Source organism: Brenneria corticis, from assembly GCF_003115855.1.
In the GTDB taxonomy this organism is placed as follows: domain Bacteria; phylum Pseudomonadota; class Gammaproteobacteria; order Enterobacterales; family Enterobacteriaceae; genus Brenneria; species Brenneria corticis.
The window spans coordinates 26,400-41,294 of record NZ_KZ819088.1 but is presented as its reverse complement, the minus strand read 5'-3'; the positions used below and the strand labels follow the sequence as shown (position 1 = coordinate 41,294).

The following is a 14,895-nucleotide window of genomic DNA, read 5'->3' as shown; positions in this document are numbered from 1 at the left end:
GCTTTATGGGGATTGAGTAAATTTGTTAATTAGTCCACTTTTTTTTATCAAACCGCAGGTTACTCTACCGCTTGATCTCCATTGGCAGTCGTTATCCTTTTTATTGCCAATAACGAGTCCCCCTACCCCGTACAAAGGAAATAAGTCATGCAGACGAAACTTTTAGCCGGCATTCTGACCGGTCTCTTTGCTGTAACCGCTTTTGCCGCAGACGGTATAATTAAAGACGGCACCTACAAGGCGGAAACCATCAATTTTGACGACCATGGATGGAAACCTTTTGTGGAGCTAACGTATAAAGATGGAAAAATCGCCGACGTAAAATTTGATTATACCAGCGAGCAAGACGGTCATCTGAAAACGTCGGATAAGGAATACGGTAAAAAAATGGCCTCAGTGGCAAAAACGTCTCCTGAGGTATATACGGTAAAACTGGCTCAGAGCCTGCTGGAAAAACAAAATATCGAGGATGTCGACGGCGTAACGGGGGCAACACACTCCACGGAAGACTTTAAAATACTGGCCGGCGCGGCAATAGAAAATGCCAAAACCGGTAATACAGAGATAGCGAAAATCGAATAAATTTTTTCACCGCATGCAGCTATCCCGCATAGCGCCGTAATACGGGATAGCCTGCACTTAACGCTCGGGAATGACGTTTTTAAAATCAAATGCAACGTCATCCTGCGCCTGCAAATCATCACTATCTTCACTTGCCTGCTGCGGCACCAACATTTTCAGCAGGTCCAACTGTTGCCGTTGCTGCTCGGCTATCTCGCGCAGCAACTTGATTTGCTCATTCGCTCTGACGCTTGCCCGGTTGATAAAAAACCACACCAGCGCGGCCAGAAGCGCAACAAGCACGATAAAAATCATTTCTAATGTGTCCACACCTATTCCACTCATAACAATCTGCCAGACAACGACTCACGGGTTGCTATCTTAGCACCAAGCCCATGGTAAGTTCGATACGAGGATTCCTAACCGCTACACGTCCCCACACAGGGCTAAACCCGCGATAAAAAATCGCCGCAACGTCGCTTGCGACTGCCCGCCATAAAAAAACCTGCCGCCGGGGCAGGTTGATTCGCAATACGTTTAAATCAGAACGGGTAGTCGTGATAGCCCATCTGCTGCGAGATATTTCTGGCCGCGGTATGCAACATGTCGGCATAGCCGAGTTTGTTCTCTTCAGAAAAACGAATGGTTGGGAATGAAATGCTCAGGCCGGCGATAACCACGCCAAAACGATCAAAAACAGGAACCGCGATGCAACGCAGCCCTTCCTCCTGCTCTTCATTATCTTCACCGTATCCCTGTTTGCGCACCAAATCCAGCTGAGTCAGCAGTTCCTCAGGCGAACCAAGGGTATTCGGGGTGCTGCGCGTAAACTCCACGGTGGTAAGAATCTCTTTCACTTCCTCGCTATCGCGCCACGCCAGCAGCACTTTACCAATGGCGGTGCTGTACAGCGGGTTACGGCGTCCGATACGGGAGTACATGCGCAGGTTATACATCGAATCGATCTTGTGGATATACACGATGCTGTCTTCATCCAGCGCGCCGAGATGAATCGTTTCCCGCGTAAGTGCCGAGAGCTCGCGCATTTGTATATCGGCGCTACGGATTAAATCGACGTTCTGCAATGCTTTCGCGCCAAGCTCAAACAACTTTAGCGTCAGCGAGTATTTTTCTGATTCACCTTCCTGCGCCACATAGCCCAGGGATTTCATCGTCTGCAAAAAACGGTATACGGTACTTTTAGACATCATCACACGTTGAGAGAGTTCGGTGATACCGATTTCACGCTCTTCACCCAATGCCTGCAAAATACCAAAAACCTTTAAAACGGACGACACGGAATCGGGTTGTTTATCTAAATCTGCAATAGCCATTTTTGTGGTTACCCTACTCAGTTTTCTTGTTTTAAAAAAAATAGAACAATGGTTTTAGTATAAAGGGAACGCTTTGATTATGGCAATGGAACAACGACGATAATCAGGCTAGTTTGCCAATGATGGAAGCCAGAAAACTTTACTAATTAATATGTAACTAAATTAATGACGATAAACCGCGACGTCGAGACGCGCGGTTTATTGCACAAGATTACTGCCGCACGGCGTCTGGAACCCGAGCCAGATAGAGCGCCGGTTTGCCATCGACATCGGAGGTAAACAGAATCTGTTTATCATCCGGCGTAAAGGAAGGATGAGGATGCGTTACCTGGCGATCGCCTTGCAGCACTTTCCAGGAGGTATTGTGTTGAGCAACGCGATGCTGCCCACCGGTTCGCATATTAAATACGTACAGGAAAGGATCATTTTCAATCTTGTAGCCGCCATCATCCTGCACGTCAACCGGGGCATCGGAACCATCCCCCACCAACAGCGAGCCGTCAAAGTTGCTCATCAGGTGAGAGCATGGCGGCATAACGGTCAGTTGGCGGTTTTCCAGCGTGACGGGATCGACGCTGCAGATATAACGATGCGCATTGCCTTTGTGATAAGACACATAGATCAGCGCCGAACCATCCGGCACCCAGAACTCATGGGTGCAGCTCTCGCCTGGCGCGTGCTCCTTCACTTTACGCATATTGCCGCCGTCTTCATTAATAAACCACATCCGGGCATCGACCAGGTCGTGCGGACCTTCATGGCAGAAGGCGACGGTATTATCGTCGCCGGGACGGTAGATCGGGTGGCCCAGCCAGCGGTTTTCCTGCAGGATGGTTGCCGCTTTGCCGCTGGAGAGATCAATATTAATCAGGCGGCAGCACGGATTAGTGAAGTAAAACGCCTGGAATTTTTTCCAATCCGTCAATGGTTGCCAATCTTCTTTACTGATTTCAATCCCCACCATTTTGCTACAGTCGGAATTGGCCACCCAGGTGCCGTAACCCACCCAGTCTTCAGGAACCTGATAAATCGTTTTCTCTTCCAGCGTTTGCAAATCGACGCGCATCAGATCGCGCCCGTTTTTCACGTAGTAGAGCGCATCGTCTTGGGGAGACAGAAAACCGCCAAAGGTATTGTCGCCCTCGCCCTCGGTCAACTGCGTAGCCTGCCGCGTTTTCAGATCCAGCAGATAATAGTTCCACGGGCCGTCAAACGCGCCGCCAAACAGCAGCTTGCTTCCGTCGCGGGTGAAGCATTTCTGATAAAAGTAATTGCGGTGGCAGATGACATCGGGCGGGGTTAAACGCACAACTTCGGTGCCGGTTACTGAATCCTGATAGGTATGAAACTCCAGGGGAAACTTGTTGCCTTTGGCCATCCGTAAAATCCTTAGCACTGATCATGAAGAATCTGACGCCGCGCGCACTAGCCATCTGTTTATCTGTGGTCGTCTACAGCTTGGCGACCCGTCTCACGCGATAACGCCGGTTACTTTAGCATTATAGAAACAATGTTTCATTTTTCCGTGATCGCGATTTTATTTTATAAAACATGCGCTATATTTTCATCAAGCGCTTTCGATTCAAAAACATTGCCCCTAGGGAAAAAAGCAACCAATGCTCTCGCCGGGAAACAGAAATGACAAAGGCCCGTAAGGGCCTTTGCGGAAAAAGATAAAGCGGTTACTTCAGGTAAGCGCCCGAACGCAGGGCTTCAATACGCTTGTCCAGCGGAGGATGCGACATAAACAATTCGCTGAACGACTTGGATTTACCGTTGATACAGAAAGCCAGCATGCTGCTCTCTTCCTGTGGTTCATAACTGGTTTTCAGCCGCTGTAGCGCGGCAATCATTTTTTCGCGCCCTACCAGCTTCGCCGAGCCGGCATCCGCATGGAATTCACGATAGCGGGAGAACCACATGGTGATGATGCTGGCGAGAATACCGAACACCAATTCCAGCACCGTCGCCACGGCAAAATAGACCATCGGATTGCCGCTGCCGCCCTCATCCCGATTGCCGGACAGAAAGCCGGAAGCGACCTGGGCGATCAAGCGGGAAATAAAGATGACAAAGGTATTCACCACGCCCTGAATCAGCGTCATGGTAACCATATCACCGTTGGCCACGTGGCTGATTTCATGAGCGATAACCGCTTCCGCCTCATCACGGCTCATGTTTTGCAGCAACCCAGTGCTTACCGCCACCAGCGATGCATCGCGCCGAGCGCCGGTGGCGAAAGCGTTAATATCCGGCGCGTGGTAAATCGCCACCTGGGGCATGGCGATGCCGGCCTGTTGAGACTGCGAACGGACGGTTTCCAGCAGCCAGCGTTCCGTTTCGTTACGTGGCTGTTCAATGACTTCGCCGCCAACGGATCGTAATGCCATCCATTTAGACATCAGCAGCGAAACGAACGCGCCGCCAAAGCCGAATAGCCCGGCCATAATCATTAAACCCTGGACACTGCTGGATTGAATTCCCGTCAGGCTAAGTACCAGCCCGAAAACCAACATCACCGCCAGGTTGGTGATCAGGAAAAGCGCAATACGCATCATAGCAGTCTGATTTCCTCTCGCAGAAAGATAAAATTTTGTAACACCCATATCGTATGGGCTGCGGCGGCATTTTCAAGCATTCTTAACTTTTAAGTTACTAAATCCACATAACTTTACATTTCCCAAGGCGTAAGGCTTATACGACCGACAGGAGCGCAATGGCTCCTGTCGGGAAATGTCGTTACTATAATTTTAACTTTATTTTATCAGCTTTGCGCATGCGCCATCGCGGCCTTGACGGAGGATGAACGTTGCCGTTTCGGCGGTTTAATCCATAGCGTTATGATTAACGAAATCAGAGACATAACGATTATCGCCACGAATGTCGCGTGAAAACCGCCCAACTGTGTTGCAATAAACGATCCGGACAGCGCGCCGATGCCGAACCCCTGATAGATCACGCCATAGTTTTTGCTGTGATTTTTCAACCCGAAGAAGTCGCCCACAATCGCCGGGAATACGGTGATATTGCCGCCGAAGCAAAAAGCGACGGCGCTGACGCAGATAAAAAACAGCAGTGGATTGAGCGGCAAAAACGTCATCACCGAAACCGCGATGGCGGTCACCAGCAGGGTAAAGGAGATCACTCGCAGGCGGCTCAATTTATCTGAAATCGCCCCCAGCACGATACGCCCTACGGTGTTGAAGATGGCGATGACCGACACCGCGTTGGCCGCCGTCTCCATATCCATGCCGGCCATCTGTACCCCAATATCTTTCACAATGCCGATCAGATACAGGCCACTCATGCAGGTGGTAAAAAAGATGATGAACAGAAGGTAAGACTCTTTTACCGCCAGCATCTCACCCAGGGGAAAATCCGCAGCGCGACGCAGAGACTCCGGCGAGCTCGCCACCGCATCAGCGTTTGGTTCTTTCAGCAACAAGCTGCCGAGGGCAATCATCGCCATCACCATGAGTCCCCAGTAAAAAAAGGCTTGCGATACGCCGACTTCAGCAATCAAAAAACTGTTCACGTATTTGAACAGCAGGCTTCCGGTGCCGAAAGCGCCGACGGAGATACCGGCGATTAATCCTTTTCGCTCCGGGAACCACTTAATCAGATTGGAAAGCGTGGTGATATAGGCGGCGCCGTCAGCAAAGCCGACCACCATCCCCATCAGAATATAAATCAGCGCCAGCGAGGAAGCGCCGGAGCTGGCCATCAGCCCCAATCCCAACGCTACGCCGGCGAACAGGGTCAAGCGGCGGATACCGATTCGTTCCTGAAGTTGCCCGGCGAACAGCGTCGCCACCGCCAGACAGAAGCTGGTGATGGAAAAGGTGGTGACCACCGAACTCAGGGACCAGCCAAATTTATCGACCAGCGGTTGATTAAACAAACTCCAAGTATAAATCGTTCCCAGCCCCATTTGCGCAATAACGGTGCCTAATACGATCAACCCCCGGTTTACTGGTTTGGCATTCATGGGTTTTCCCCTGCATCAAAGTTTGCGCCGAATCACTCGGCGCGCTAAAAAATACAGGCTGACGCGCGGAAGGAAATAGCGCCGCAAACGCCGTCAGCCATGGTCTGAGGCCAGTATACAAGCGGGTTGACGGCGATTGTTCGAATGGGGAATGAGATGCCTGAAATGCGGAATGAAATGCCGTTAAAGACGCATCAACGACCTGAACTCTTTTATTTTGCTGCGGCTCACCGGGACTTCAAAATCCAGATCGTTCAGCCGCAGGATATAGGTATTGTTAAACCAGGGAACAATTTCGCGAATTTTGGTCAGATTTACGCCGTAAGAACGGTGACAGCGGAAGAAATAATCCTCCGGCAAGCGGCTGCAAAACTCGGTGATATTCATCGGCATGACGAACTCTTCCCGCCGGGTATACACCAGCGTGACCTTTTCCTGGGCGGCGGCATAGTAAATATCACCGATGTCCGTGACGATAATGCGTTCATCCTTCATCAGGTTAACGGTCTGATTTCGCGCCGCGCCCTGGTTATTGCCCTGCTCTGCCGCCGTTGCCGTCTGCCGCTGTCGCCAGTCCGCTTCCAGCTTGCGCAGCATAGTGACGATGCGCGATTCATGATACGGCTTGAGAATATAGTCGAAGGCGTCGACTTCAAACGCTTCGACCGCGTGTTCCTTATACGCGGTAATAAAAATGATATAAGGCTTATGCGCAAACTTACTGATATTTTGCGCCAGGCAGACGCCATCAAGCGAAGGAATATTGATGTCCAGGAAGATGACATCGACTTCGTTATGCTGCAGATACTTTAATACGTCGATTCCGTCGTCGAACGTCGCCTCAATGCTAATAGCGCCGTGCTGTTTGATAAGATAGCTCAGCTCCTGCTGCGCCAGGAACTCATCCTCAACAATAATGCCTTTCACTGACTCTCTCCTGACTGGATAACGGAAGCGTTCATCGCGTCGCGCACGCCTGGCGTTTGCGGAATAATCGGCTGCTGTTTATCGGACCGGGGAATATAGAAGGAGATTTCCGTTCCCGGCTCTAACCGACGAATATGCAATCCCTCGCCGTAAAGTAAACGCACCCGATGATGAACGTTCAGCAGGCCGATTTTATTGCCGGGCAGTTCGTTGCGCGCCACCCTGTCCATGGTTTCCTGGCTGATGCCGTGCCCGGTATCTTTGACGGCCACCAGCAGACGGTCGCCCCGATCTTTCACCGACACCACGACAGTGCCTTTTCCCCGGCACGGCTGAATGCCGTGCACAATAGCGTTTTCCACCAATGGCTGAATTAACAGGCTGGGGATTTTATACGACAGATCGTCGTCAATATCGTAGATGACGGTTAATTTCGCGCCGAAACGCGCCTGCTCAATGGCGATATAATCGCGTATTTGATATAGCTCTTTTTTTATATCAATCGGTTCGTCGTCGTTAAGTTCCAGGTTGTAACGCAAATAGCGCGACAGATTGATCACCAATTGGCGAGCGGTGTCCGGATTGATGCGTATCGAAGAGGAGATGGCATTGAGCGCATTAAATAGAAAATGCGGATTAATTTTACTCTGTAACGCCCGCAGCTCCGCCTTGTTCGCCATATCCCGCAATTGCTCCATACGGGACACCTCAATCTGCGTGGACATTATCTGAGATAGCCCCACCGCCATCACGCGCAGCGAATAGGTGATTTTGTGCGCGTGGCAGTAATAAATTTTCAATGAGCCGGTGACTTGCCCATGTTCCCACAGCGGGATGACGATCATCGAGTGAATTTGCGGCGTCAGATGTTGTTCATCATTATTCTTGATAATGATTTTCCCGTCGTTAATCGCCAGTTGCGTCATAGGGCTGATGATATCCTGCCCACTATTATATTTTTCTTCTCCGACGCCGACATAAGCCAGAATATGCTGCGTATTGGTGATCGCCACCGCGTCGGCATTAATTTCGCTGCGAATGATATTGCAGATGGTGGTTAACGAATCGCTGTTGATATTGCGGAAATACGGCAGGGTTTTATGGGCGATATCCAGCGCGAGCTTCGCCTGTCTGGCGGCGATCGCTTCTTTTTCGTTGGCGACGCTCTGCACCAGCAGCACGATCAAGCCGATGCATACCGACCCCAGAATCATCGGCGCCGCTATTTTCGAGACGATCTCCAGCCCCAGCGCCGTCGGCGTCGCCCAGGCCACCACCAGCAGCATGGTCAACGACTCGCACAGCATTCCGCCCAGAATGCCTATGCTCCACTGCCGCTCCTTTTTCACCCGCTTATTAATGCAACCGGCCGTCACACCGGCAATAACGCTGGTGATCAAACAGGGAACCGAGCTAATGCCGTCAATATCAATTAAATAACGATGAACGCCGGCAATTACCCCGGTGGCGACGCCGACCCAGGGTCCAAACAGAATACCGCCGGACATTACCGCAATCACGCGTACGTTGACCAGCGAGCCCTCAACGTTGATGCCGGAGTATGTGCCAAACAGCGCGAACAGAGAAAAAATGGCCGTAACCGTGATGCGCTCGCCGAGAGAATGTCGATCTTTTTGCAACAGCTGACGAAACTGCCGCGTTCGGGTAAGAAAGAACAGACAAATCAGCATCAGCGCGGCTCGATCGAACACCGCCAGCAGCATCTCAAATATTTCGCTCACGGATCATTCCAGCGGCAAGAGAATTGTTGGTCACTATAGAAAAAATGTGTTCCGGATTCCACTTTTAACTGCTCTTAACCCCTGGTACCGCTCCTGACGCCGATCCGGCGAGTCATCGGTTAGCCGACGATTTATGCAACTTTAGCCGCCGGGTGAAATCCTGCGCGGACATCGGATGGCCGAATAAGTATCCCTGGGCCTCCTCGCAGCCTTTGCTTCTTAGCCGCTCGCACTGTTCCAGCGTCTCGACGCCTTCGGCAATAACCGCCAGCCCAAAACTTTTTCCAAGATAGAGTATCGCCCGGACGATCGCCGCATCCGAAGGCGACTCGCACATGGTGCGAACGAAGGTTTGATCGATTTTAAGGCGCGTTACCGGATAGTTTTTTAGCATGCTGAGCGAAGCGTAACCGGTACCGTAGTCATCGAACGCGATACCGATACCCGCGCTCCGTAGTTCATTGAGCGGCTGCAACATATTTTCATCGTAACGCAGAATGATATTTTCGGTAATTTCCAACTCCAGCGACTCAGGCGGCAAACCGGTCCGTTGCAGCACATCCATAATCTTCTGCGCCAGCGTACCCGAGCGAAACTGGGCGCTAAACAGATTAATGCTGATACGAAAGTTTTCGGCTCCGGCATTGCGCCAGGCGACGGCCTGCTCGCAGGCCGTCTGCACCACCCAGTCGCCGATACATTCGGCCCAGGTGCCATGTTCCAGCGCAGCAAGAAACGCCGCCGGACCGAGTAACCCCTTATGCGGATGGCGCCAGCGAAGCAGCGCTTCCGCCCCCACAATTTTATTATTCGACAGCCTGACCTGGGGCTGGTAAAACACCTCAAACTCATGTTTTTCATAAGCGCGGGCAAACTCGAGCTGAAAGGCATGCTTTGCCTGAAAAGTATCCCGTAGCTGCTGAGTAAAAAAACGATGACAGTTGCGGCCTTCGGATTTGGCCTGATAAAGCGCCAGATCCGCGCTGGTCAGCAGATCCTGGGCGGTAATGCCGTCCGCGGGGTAAAGCACCGTACCAATGCTGGCGCTGATATTGATTTGCAGGTCGTCAATAATCATCGTCTGGGAGATTTCATGAATAATATGCTCGGCAATTTGGGCCGCCACCTGCTGATTATCCAGCCCCGGGAATAATAATGCGAACTCGTCTCCGCCCATGCGCGCCACCAGATCGCCGGTGCGTACGCTGGACTGGATTTTTTTTGCCACGTTGACCAGAATAGCATCGCCGCTGGCGTGCCCCAGACTGTCGTTAACATCTTTAAAACCATCCAGATCGACCATCATTATGCAAACCGACGCTTCATTCTTCAGCGCCTGCACCAGGTTTGAAGTCAATAAGGTGCGGTTGGCCAGACCGGTCAGCGGATCCATGTGCGCCAGTAGAAATAACCGTTCCTCATTACGGCGGCGCTCGGTAATATCACGCAGGATAGCGCCATAGCTGACATGCGCATTATCCTGCCACGTCGAGATAGAGAGCTCGACGGGAACCAGCGCTCCGCCTTTGGTCCGTACCTTTAATTCCAGCGTAGCGCCTTTAGCCAGAGAATCTCTATCCGCAATCAGCAGATTTAGCTGATCGAGAAATGAATCAGGGATGATGGCGCGAATGTCCTGTCCGACGACTTCGTTGCCCGTATACCCGAGCATCTGCTGCGCCGCGGCATTGCAGAAAGTAATCATGCCCTTTTCATTAGCACAGACAATGGCATCGGGAGAGGTAGTGGAAATATTTTCAAAACGCACCTGACTCGCCTTGCGCGCCAGCGTCAACCGGCGCATCTCCAGTCTATCCATAACCAGCGTAGCCAGATCCCGCAGATTGTGTTTATCCCTGCCGTTAAGATGCGAGCGAGGCTTGATATCAATGATGCACAGCGCGCCGATGGCATGCCCGGATTGCGCCCGTAACGGGATGCCGGCATAAAATCGAATATAGGGAGCGCCGGTGACCAACGGATTATTACTGAAATTCGGATCCTTATGCGTATCGGGAACCACCAGAATTCTCTTTTTCAGAATGGTATGCAGACAGAAGGCAATATCTATTGGCGTTTCACTGAAGGAAACACCGACGCCAGCGGCAAGTAGCTGCCGTTCAGATTCTAATAGCGAGACCAAAACAATAGGTACGTTAAAAACGTTTGCCGCCAGATTGACCAGATTATCAAGGCCGGGATCGGCCAAAGTATTTTTAATGCCGTATTCATGGAGAGCGGCAAGACGATTGGCTTCATCACCTACTGTTAGCGCATGCCTCATGGGTTTCCCCCTTTACTATCTGTCGTTTCGGTATGCAGAGTAATACGTAATTATTCAGATATAAATCTAACTAGTTTCGCAACGGTACAAAACGGACGCGCACTGAAAATCAGCGCTGGAAAGCAGAATAAATGAGTAATGTTTTCAGTTATAAAATAACAAAATCCTATTGCCTTTATAGAATTATGGCAAAACATCGCCGATCTATCATCCTCGCGCCCGCAAAATAATAACAATATGCGAATATTAAAATTTTATGATGGATTACCCCTCCAGGATAGTGGCAAAACAGACCGTCCGGTCAGGTTGCCGTACCTGGCGTCTCTTTAACTGCCCTTGCCGCCGACATGCCGATAGCCGGTAAATTCTTTGCTTGCAACACATCAATAATGCACAAGATGATCAAACAATGTATGCTAACTATGTTAAATATTCGTTAGAGAAGCATGAATTTACCTTTGCGGAAAAGTATGTTCCGCAAAAGCAGACGCGGTTTATCCAGGGCGGAATCCGACCATACGACGGGGTCTGGCCGCAACCATGTGGAAATACTTTTACCCTAAGCCGTAACAGCGTATTTTCACCTCTATAAGGAGAAATAATATGGCATACGCCACCACGAACCCTTACACAGGGGAACTGATCAAAACCTTCCCTGATGCGACAGACGCTGAAGTGGCGTCGGCGATAGAACACGCGCATGCAACATTCCAGACATGGAAAAACACCTCGTTCGCCGAACGACGCGCCATCATGCAGCGTGCAGCCGATTTGCTGCGCAAAGATAGCGACAACCACGCGAAATTATTAACCCTTGAGATGGGTAAGCTGTTTACCGAAGCGAAAGCCGAAGTGGAATTGTCCGCGCAGATCTTTGAATATTACGCAAAATACGCAGAGTCGCTCCTGGCGCCGGAAAAACTCCCGGTGGCCGATCCCGCTGAGGGTGAAGCGGTCATATACCATGACCCGCTGGGCGTGCTGCTGGCTATCGAACCCTGGAACTTTCCCTACTATCAGATTGCACGCATCATTGCGCCGCAGCTGTCGGCGGGTAATACCATCCTGCTGAAACATGCCTCAAACGTGCCGCAGAGCTCCGCGCTTTTCGAACGACTGATGCTCGACGCGGGTTTACCGCAAGGCGCGTTCAAAAACCTGTACGCCACCCGCTCTCAGATTGAACTTATTCTCAACGATACGCGGGTTCACGGCGTGGCGCTTACCGGTTCGGAAGACGCCGGCGCGCTGGTTGCCCAGCAGGCGGCTAAAGCGCTCAAAAAATCGACGCTTGAACTCGGCGGCGCCGACGCCTTTATCGTACTGGCTGACGCCGAGCTGGAAAAAACCGCCAAGTGGGCGGTGTTTGGCCGCCACTGGAACGGCGGACAGGTATGCGTATCCTCTAAACGAATGATTATCGTCGATGAAGTCTATGATGACTTCCTTGAACGCTATACCGCAGGCGTTGCGGCATTGCGCGCGGGCGATCCGCTCGAACCCTCGACTACGCTGGCGCCGCTCTCTTCACAGAAAGCCGCCGATGAAGTAAGAGAGAAAATTCAGTTCGCCGTGGATCATGGGGCAACCGCCACAGAAGTCGGTCCCAAAGTGCCGCAGCAAGGGGCATTCGTCCAGCCGACCATTCTGACCGATATTTCACCGGACAACCCGGCCTATTATATGGAGTTCTTCGGACCGGTATCGATGCTTTTCCGCGCCAAGGACGAAGACGACGCGATCCGCATCGCCAACGACTCGCCTTTCGGTTTAGGCGGTTCCGTCTTCACCCAGGATGCTCAGCATGGAGCGGAAGTGGCGAAAAAAGTCTCGACCGGGATGATTTTTGTCAACCACCCGACCATGGTCAAAGCCGACCTCCCCTTCGGCGGCGTTCGCCGTTCAGGGTACGGACGTGAATTAATCGGATTAGGCATCAAAGAGTTCGTTAACCACAAACTGGTCAACATTGTTGATATCGATGCTGAATTCTGATTCAGTGGCTTCGTAGCAGGACGACCCGTACTTGAGTTTCCGCAGCGGAATCAAGTGCGGGTTTTTATTTAAACGCAACCTTTAGCTAGAGAAGCAACTATTATGGCAACGATTAATCTTGTGGGTATTGCAGGCAGTCTACGCCAGAAATCAACCAATAAAGGCTTACTACGGGCGGTGCAATCGGTATTGCCTGACAACGTATCGCTGGATATCGCCGATTTAAGCCAGGTGCCGTTTTATAACTCGGATATAACAGCCGTACCCGATTCGGTGCAGCGCGTAATACAGCAGGTTAAAAAAGCGCACGGTTTGGTTATCGCCTGTCCGGAATATAATTATTCCATTGCTCCGGCGTTGAAAAATATTCTGGACTGGATATCCCGTGATACGGATAAAACATTATTAGCAGGAAAACCATTAGCAATAATGGGCGCCGGCGGCGGTATGGGAACGTCACGCGCGCAATATCATTTGCGTCAGGTGTGCGTATTTCTTGATTTACAGCCGTTGAATAAACCTGAGGTCTTTTCCAACGCCTTTAGCGGCGGTTTCGACGCGGACGGCAACCTGATTGATGAGAAAATCAAAGCGTTAATATCACAGCAGATAACGGCATTGACAGACGCCATCAGGAATAACGCCTAACCCAGACCTGGTTATCCTAATAACCTGAATGATCAGCATTAATCCGAAAAGCACCGCCTGGCGGAGATAATTGTCCGACGGCGCTAATCAAATATGCTGACCAGGATAGCATCAGGCCGGGAAATAGGATATCGAGTGCTCAGGCGTATCATTCTTTGCATTGATGATTAAATCCCACTCGCCAGTGTAAGGAACCGTTAAATAAACCTCCCCTTCAGCACTTACGCTAATAGCGTCTTTTTCTGCTGTTTTATTCTGAGGGTTCGTAGCCGGCGAGCCATTAATCATCTGAAGATCAAAGGTATTAGCGCATCGAACAATTACCGTATCACCGCCAAAAAGACTCAAACACGTGCGAATCACAGACATACATCCTCCACAGCACACCGCCATTAGCATGCCTTTATGAAGCCAATCTATCGATTATTTCCCACAACGGGATTTTCATAACAACAAAATGTATACCGACCGATTGTGATTTAGATCAAATTAATTTCACGTTTCCAACCAATCTCCGCTGGAATAAGATGAACCTATGGCAGGCAACGTCTTATTAGGTTTTTTGATAATTCTTCATAATCGCGATAAACAATATAATCAACGCGCTATGAGGGGAATTTTACCGAATAAAATGCGTCACAAGCCGGTAAATAGCGTTTTTCACCAATTTTGATGCTGAACTCAACGCACAAAACGCGCTACTTGGAAATCTGCGGCCTATACTTTTATGGTCATAGTGAAATTGCAGAGGCTTGTATGCTTTGGTTTGAGGAAGGTTTGTATCTGAGAATAAAACAGTTGGACAACGGACCGACTCCCTTGCCGCTTAACAGCGGATTTAACTGCGAGACCGCCTACAGAGCCATTGGCATGTTTAACCCGTCGGAAACGTCGGACGCCTATTACATTTTCTCCAACGACAGGGACGAGGTGTGGTTTATCTGCAACCGCCATCTGCGCACGGTAGCCATATCGCCCGAACCGGCGGATTTCCGGCGGCCGCTGGCATCATTTTAATTATTTCTCAAATAAACAGGGCCACGTAAGGTGACCCGCTACGATGCTAACGCTTTATTATTCAAAAGATTGAATCGAATTAACCTTATGCTGAAAAACATAGGGATCGGAGATTAATTCAAATTTTTCATCATCGGGATAGGTGACGGCCACATGATAGTCGTCACCGGCAAATTGCCGAACGGCCGCAATATCTTGCCAGTAGGTAGCCAGAAAAAAGTGTTCGTAGTCTCCCTGCGTTTCCTGACGCACAAACGCCGCCAGATTGCCGGCGATACTCCGCGCGTGCTCAACGCCGGTAATTTGCAAATGATTAGAAAAGGCTTCCGCTTTACCTACGGGCACACACCCATGCCAGGTTCTTACAATCATTTTTACCTCAATTAACTCGGTCATCTC

General features: G+C 50.6%; 14 protein-coding genes. 4 read left to right on the top strand and 10 right to left on the bottom strand.

Translation table 11 applies throughout. The annotated features are described in order from the left end of the window. Nucleotides 1-147 precede the first annotated feature (147 nt). Nucleotides 148-582: an FMN-binding protein gene (locus DDT56_RS18005; protein WP_136167804.1), complete on the top strand. Its 435-nt coding sequence runs from the start codon at nt 148-150 to the stop codon at nt 580-582. Nucleotides 583-639: 57 nt separating this feature from the next. On the opposite strand, the gene DDT56_RS18000 is transcribed toward DDT56_RS18005, so the two are convergent. The 8 genes from DDT56_RS18000 to DDT56_RS17965 form a co-directional block, all read right to left on the bottom strand. Then, nucleotides 640-906 (bottom strand): YebO family protein, encoded by a 267-nt coding sequence (locus DDT56_RS18000; protein WP_246856814.1) that lies wholly within the window; start codon nt 904-906, stop codon nt 640-642. Between the two features lie 197 nt (nt 907-1,103). Next, a complete protein-coding gene (kdgR, locus tag DDT56_RS17995) occupies nt 1,104-1,895 on the bottom strand; it encodes a DNA-binding transcriptional regulator KdgR (RefSeq protein ID WP_136167802.1) in 792 nt (263 codons plus the stop codon). Nucleotides 1,896-2,106: 211 nt separating this feature from the next. After that, a complete protein-coding gene (ogl, locus tag DDT56_RS17990) occupies nt 2,107-3,273 on the bottom strand; it encodes an oligogalacturonate lyase (RefSeq protein WP_136167801.1) in 1,167 nt (388 codons plus the stop codon). Nucleotides 3,274-3,577: 304 nt separating this feature from the next. Further along, nucleotides 3,578-4,453: a protease HtpX gene (gene htpX, locus DDT56_RS17985; protein WP_136167800.1), complete on the bottom strand. Its 876-nt coding sequence runs from the start codon at nt 4,451-4,453 to the stop codon at nt 3,578-3,580. A gap of 206 nt (nt 4,454-4,659) precedes the next feature. After that, entirely contained in the window at nt 4,660-5,883 is a 1,224-nt protein-coding gene (locus tag DDT56_RS17980; RefSeq protein ID WP_136167799.1) for an L-lactate MFS transporter, read from the bottom strand. A 183-nt stretch (nt 5,884-6,066) separates the two neighbouring features. Beyond that, complete coding sequence (locus DDT56_RS17975) at nt 6,067-6,810, bottom strand: LytR/AlgR family response regulator transcription factor (RefSeq protein WP_136167798.1); 744 nt, start codon at nt 6,808-6,810, stop codon at nt 6,067-6,069. Next, nucleotides 6,807-8,552 carry a sensor histidine kinase gene (locus DDT56_RS17970; protein ID WP_136167797.1) on the bottom strand — a complete coding sequence of 582 codons (1,746 nt, stop codon included), beginning with the start codon at nt 8,550-8,552 and terminating at the stop codon, nt 6,807-6,809. The genes DDT56_RS17975 and DDT56_RS17970 overlap by 4 nt, the downstream gene beginning before the upstream one ends. Nucleotides 8,553-8,664: 112 nt before the next feature. Next, on the bottom strand, nt 8,665-10,836 hold the full coding sequence (locus DDT56_RS17965) for a sensor domain-containing phosphodiesterase (protein WP_136167796.1): 2,172 nt from the start codon (nt 10,834-10,836) through the stop codon (nt 8,665-8,667). A 603-nt stretch (nt 10,837-11,439) separates the two neighbouring features. On the opposite strand from DDT56_RS17965, the gene DDT56_RS17960 reads away from it, so the two are divergent. Next, nucleotides 11,440-12,831 (top strand): NAD-dependent succinate-semialdehyde dehydrogenase, encoded by a 1,392-nt coding sequence (locus DDT56_RS17960; protein WP_136167795.1) that lies wholly within the window; start codon nt 11,440-11,442, stop codon nt 12,829-12,831. 102 nt (nt 12,832-12,933) lie between these two features. After that, nucleotides 12,934-13,479, top strand: a complete 546-nt coding sequence (locus DDT56_RS17955) for an NADPH-dependent FMN reductase (protein WP_136167794.1) — start codon at nt 12,934-12,936, stop codon at nt 13,477-13,479. 111 nt (nt 13,480-13,590) lie between these two features. Here the strand turns inward: DDT56_RS17955 and DDT56_RS17950 are convergent, their stop codons facing one another. Beyond that, nucleotides 13,591-13,848, bottom strand: a complete 258-nt coding sequence (locus DDT56_RS17950; protein WP_136167793.1) for a hypothetical protein — start codon at nt 13,846-13,848, stop codon at nt 13,591-13,593. Between the two features lie 387 nt (nt 13,849-14,235). Here DDT56_RS17950 and DDT56_RS17945 point away from each other — a divergent pair, with 387 nt between their 5' ends. Continuing rightward, nucleotides 14,236-14,496, top strand: a complete 261-nt coding sequence (locus tag DDT56_RS17945; protein WP_136167792.1) for a hypothetical protein — start codon at nt 14,236-14,238, stop codon at nt 14,494-14,496. Between the two features lie 57 nt (nt 14,497-14,553). On the opposite strand, the gene DDT56_RS17940 is transcribed toward DDT56_RS17945, so the two are convergent. Beyond that, the gene (locus DDT56_RS17940) at nt 14,554-14,868 is read right to left on the bottom strand and encodes a hypothetical protein (protein ID WP_136167856.1); all 315 of its coding nucleotides are present in this window, start codon (nt 14,866-14,868) and stop codon (nt 14,554-14,556) included. Nucleotides 14,869-14,895 lie beyond the last annotated feature (27 nt).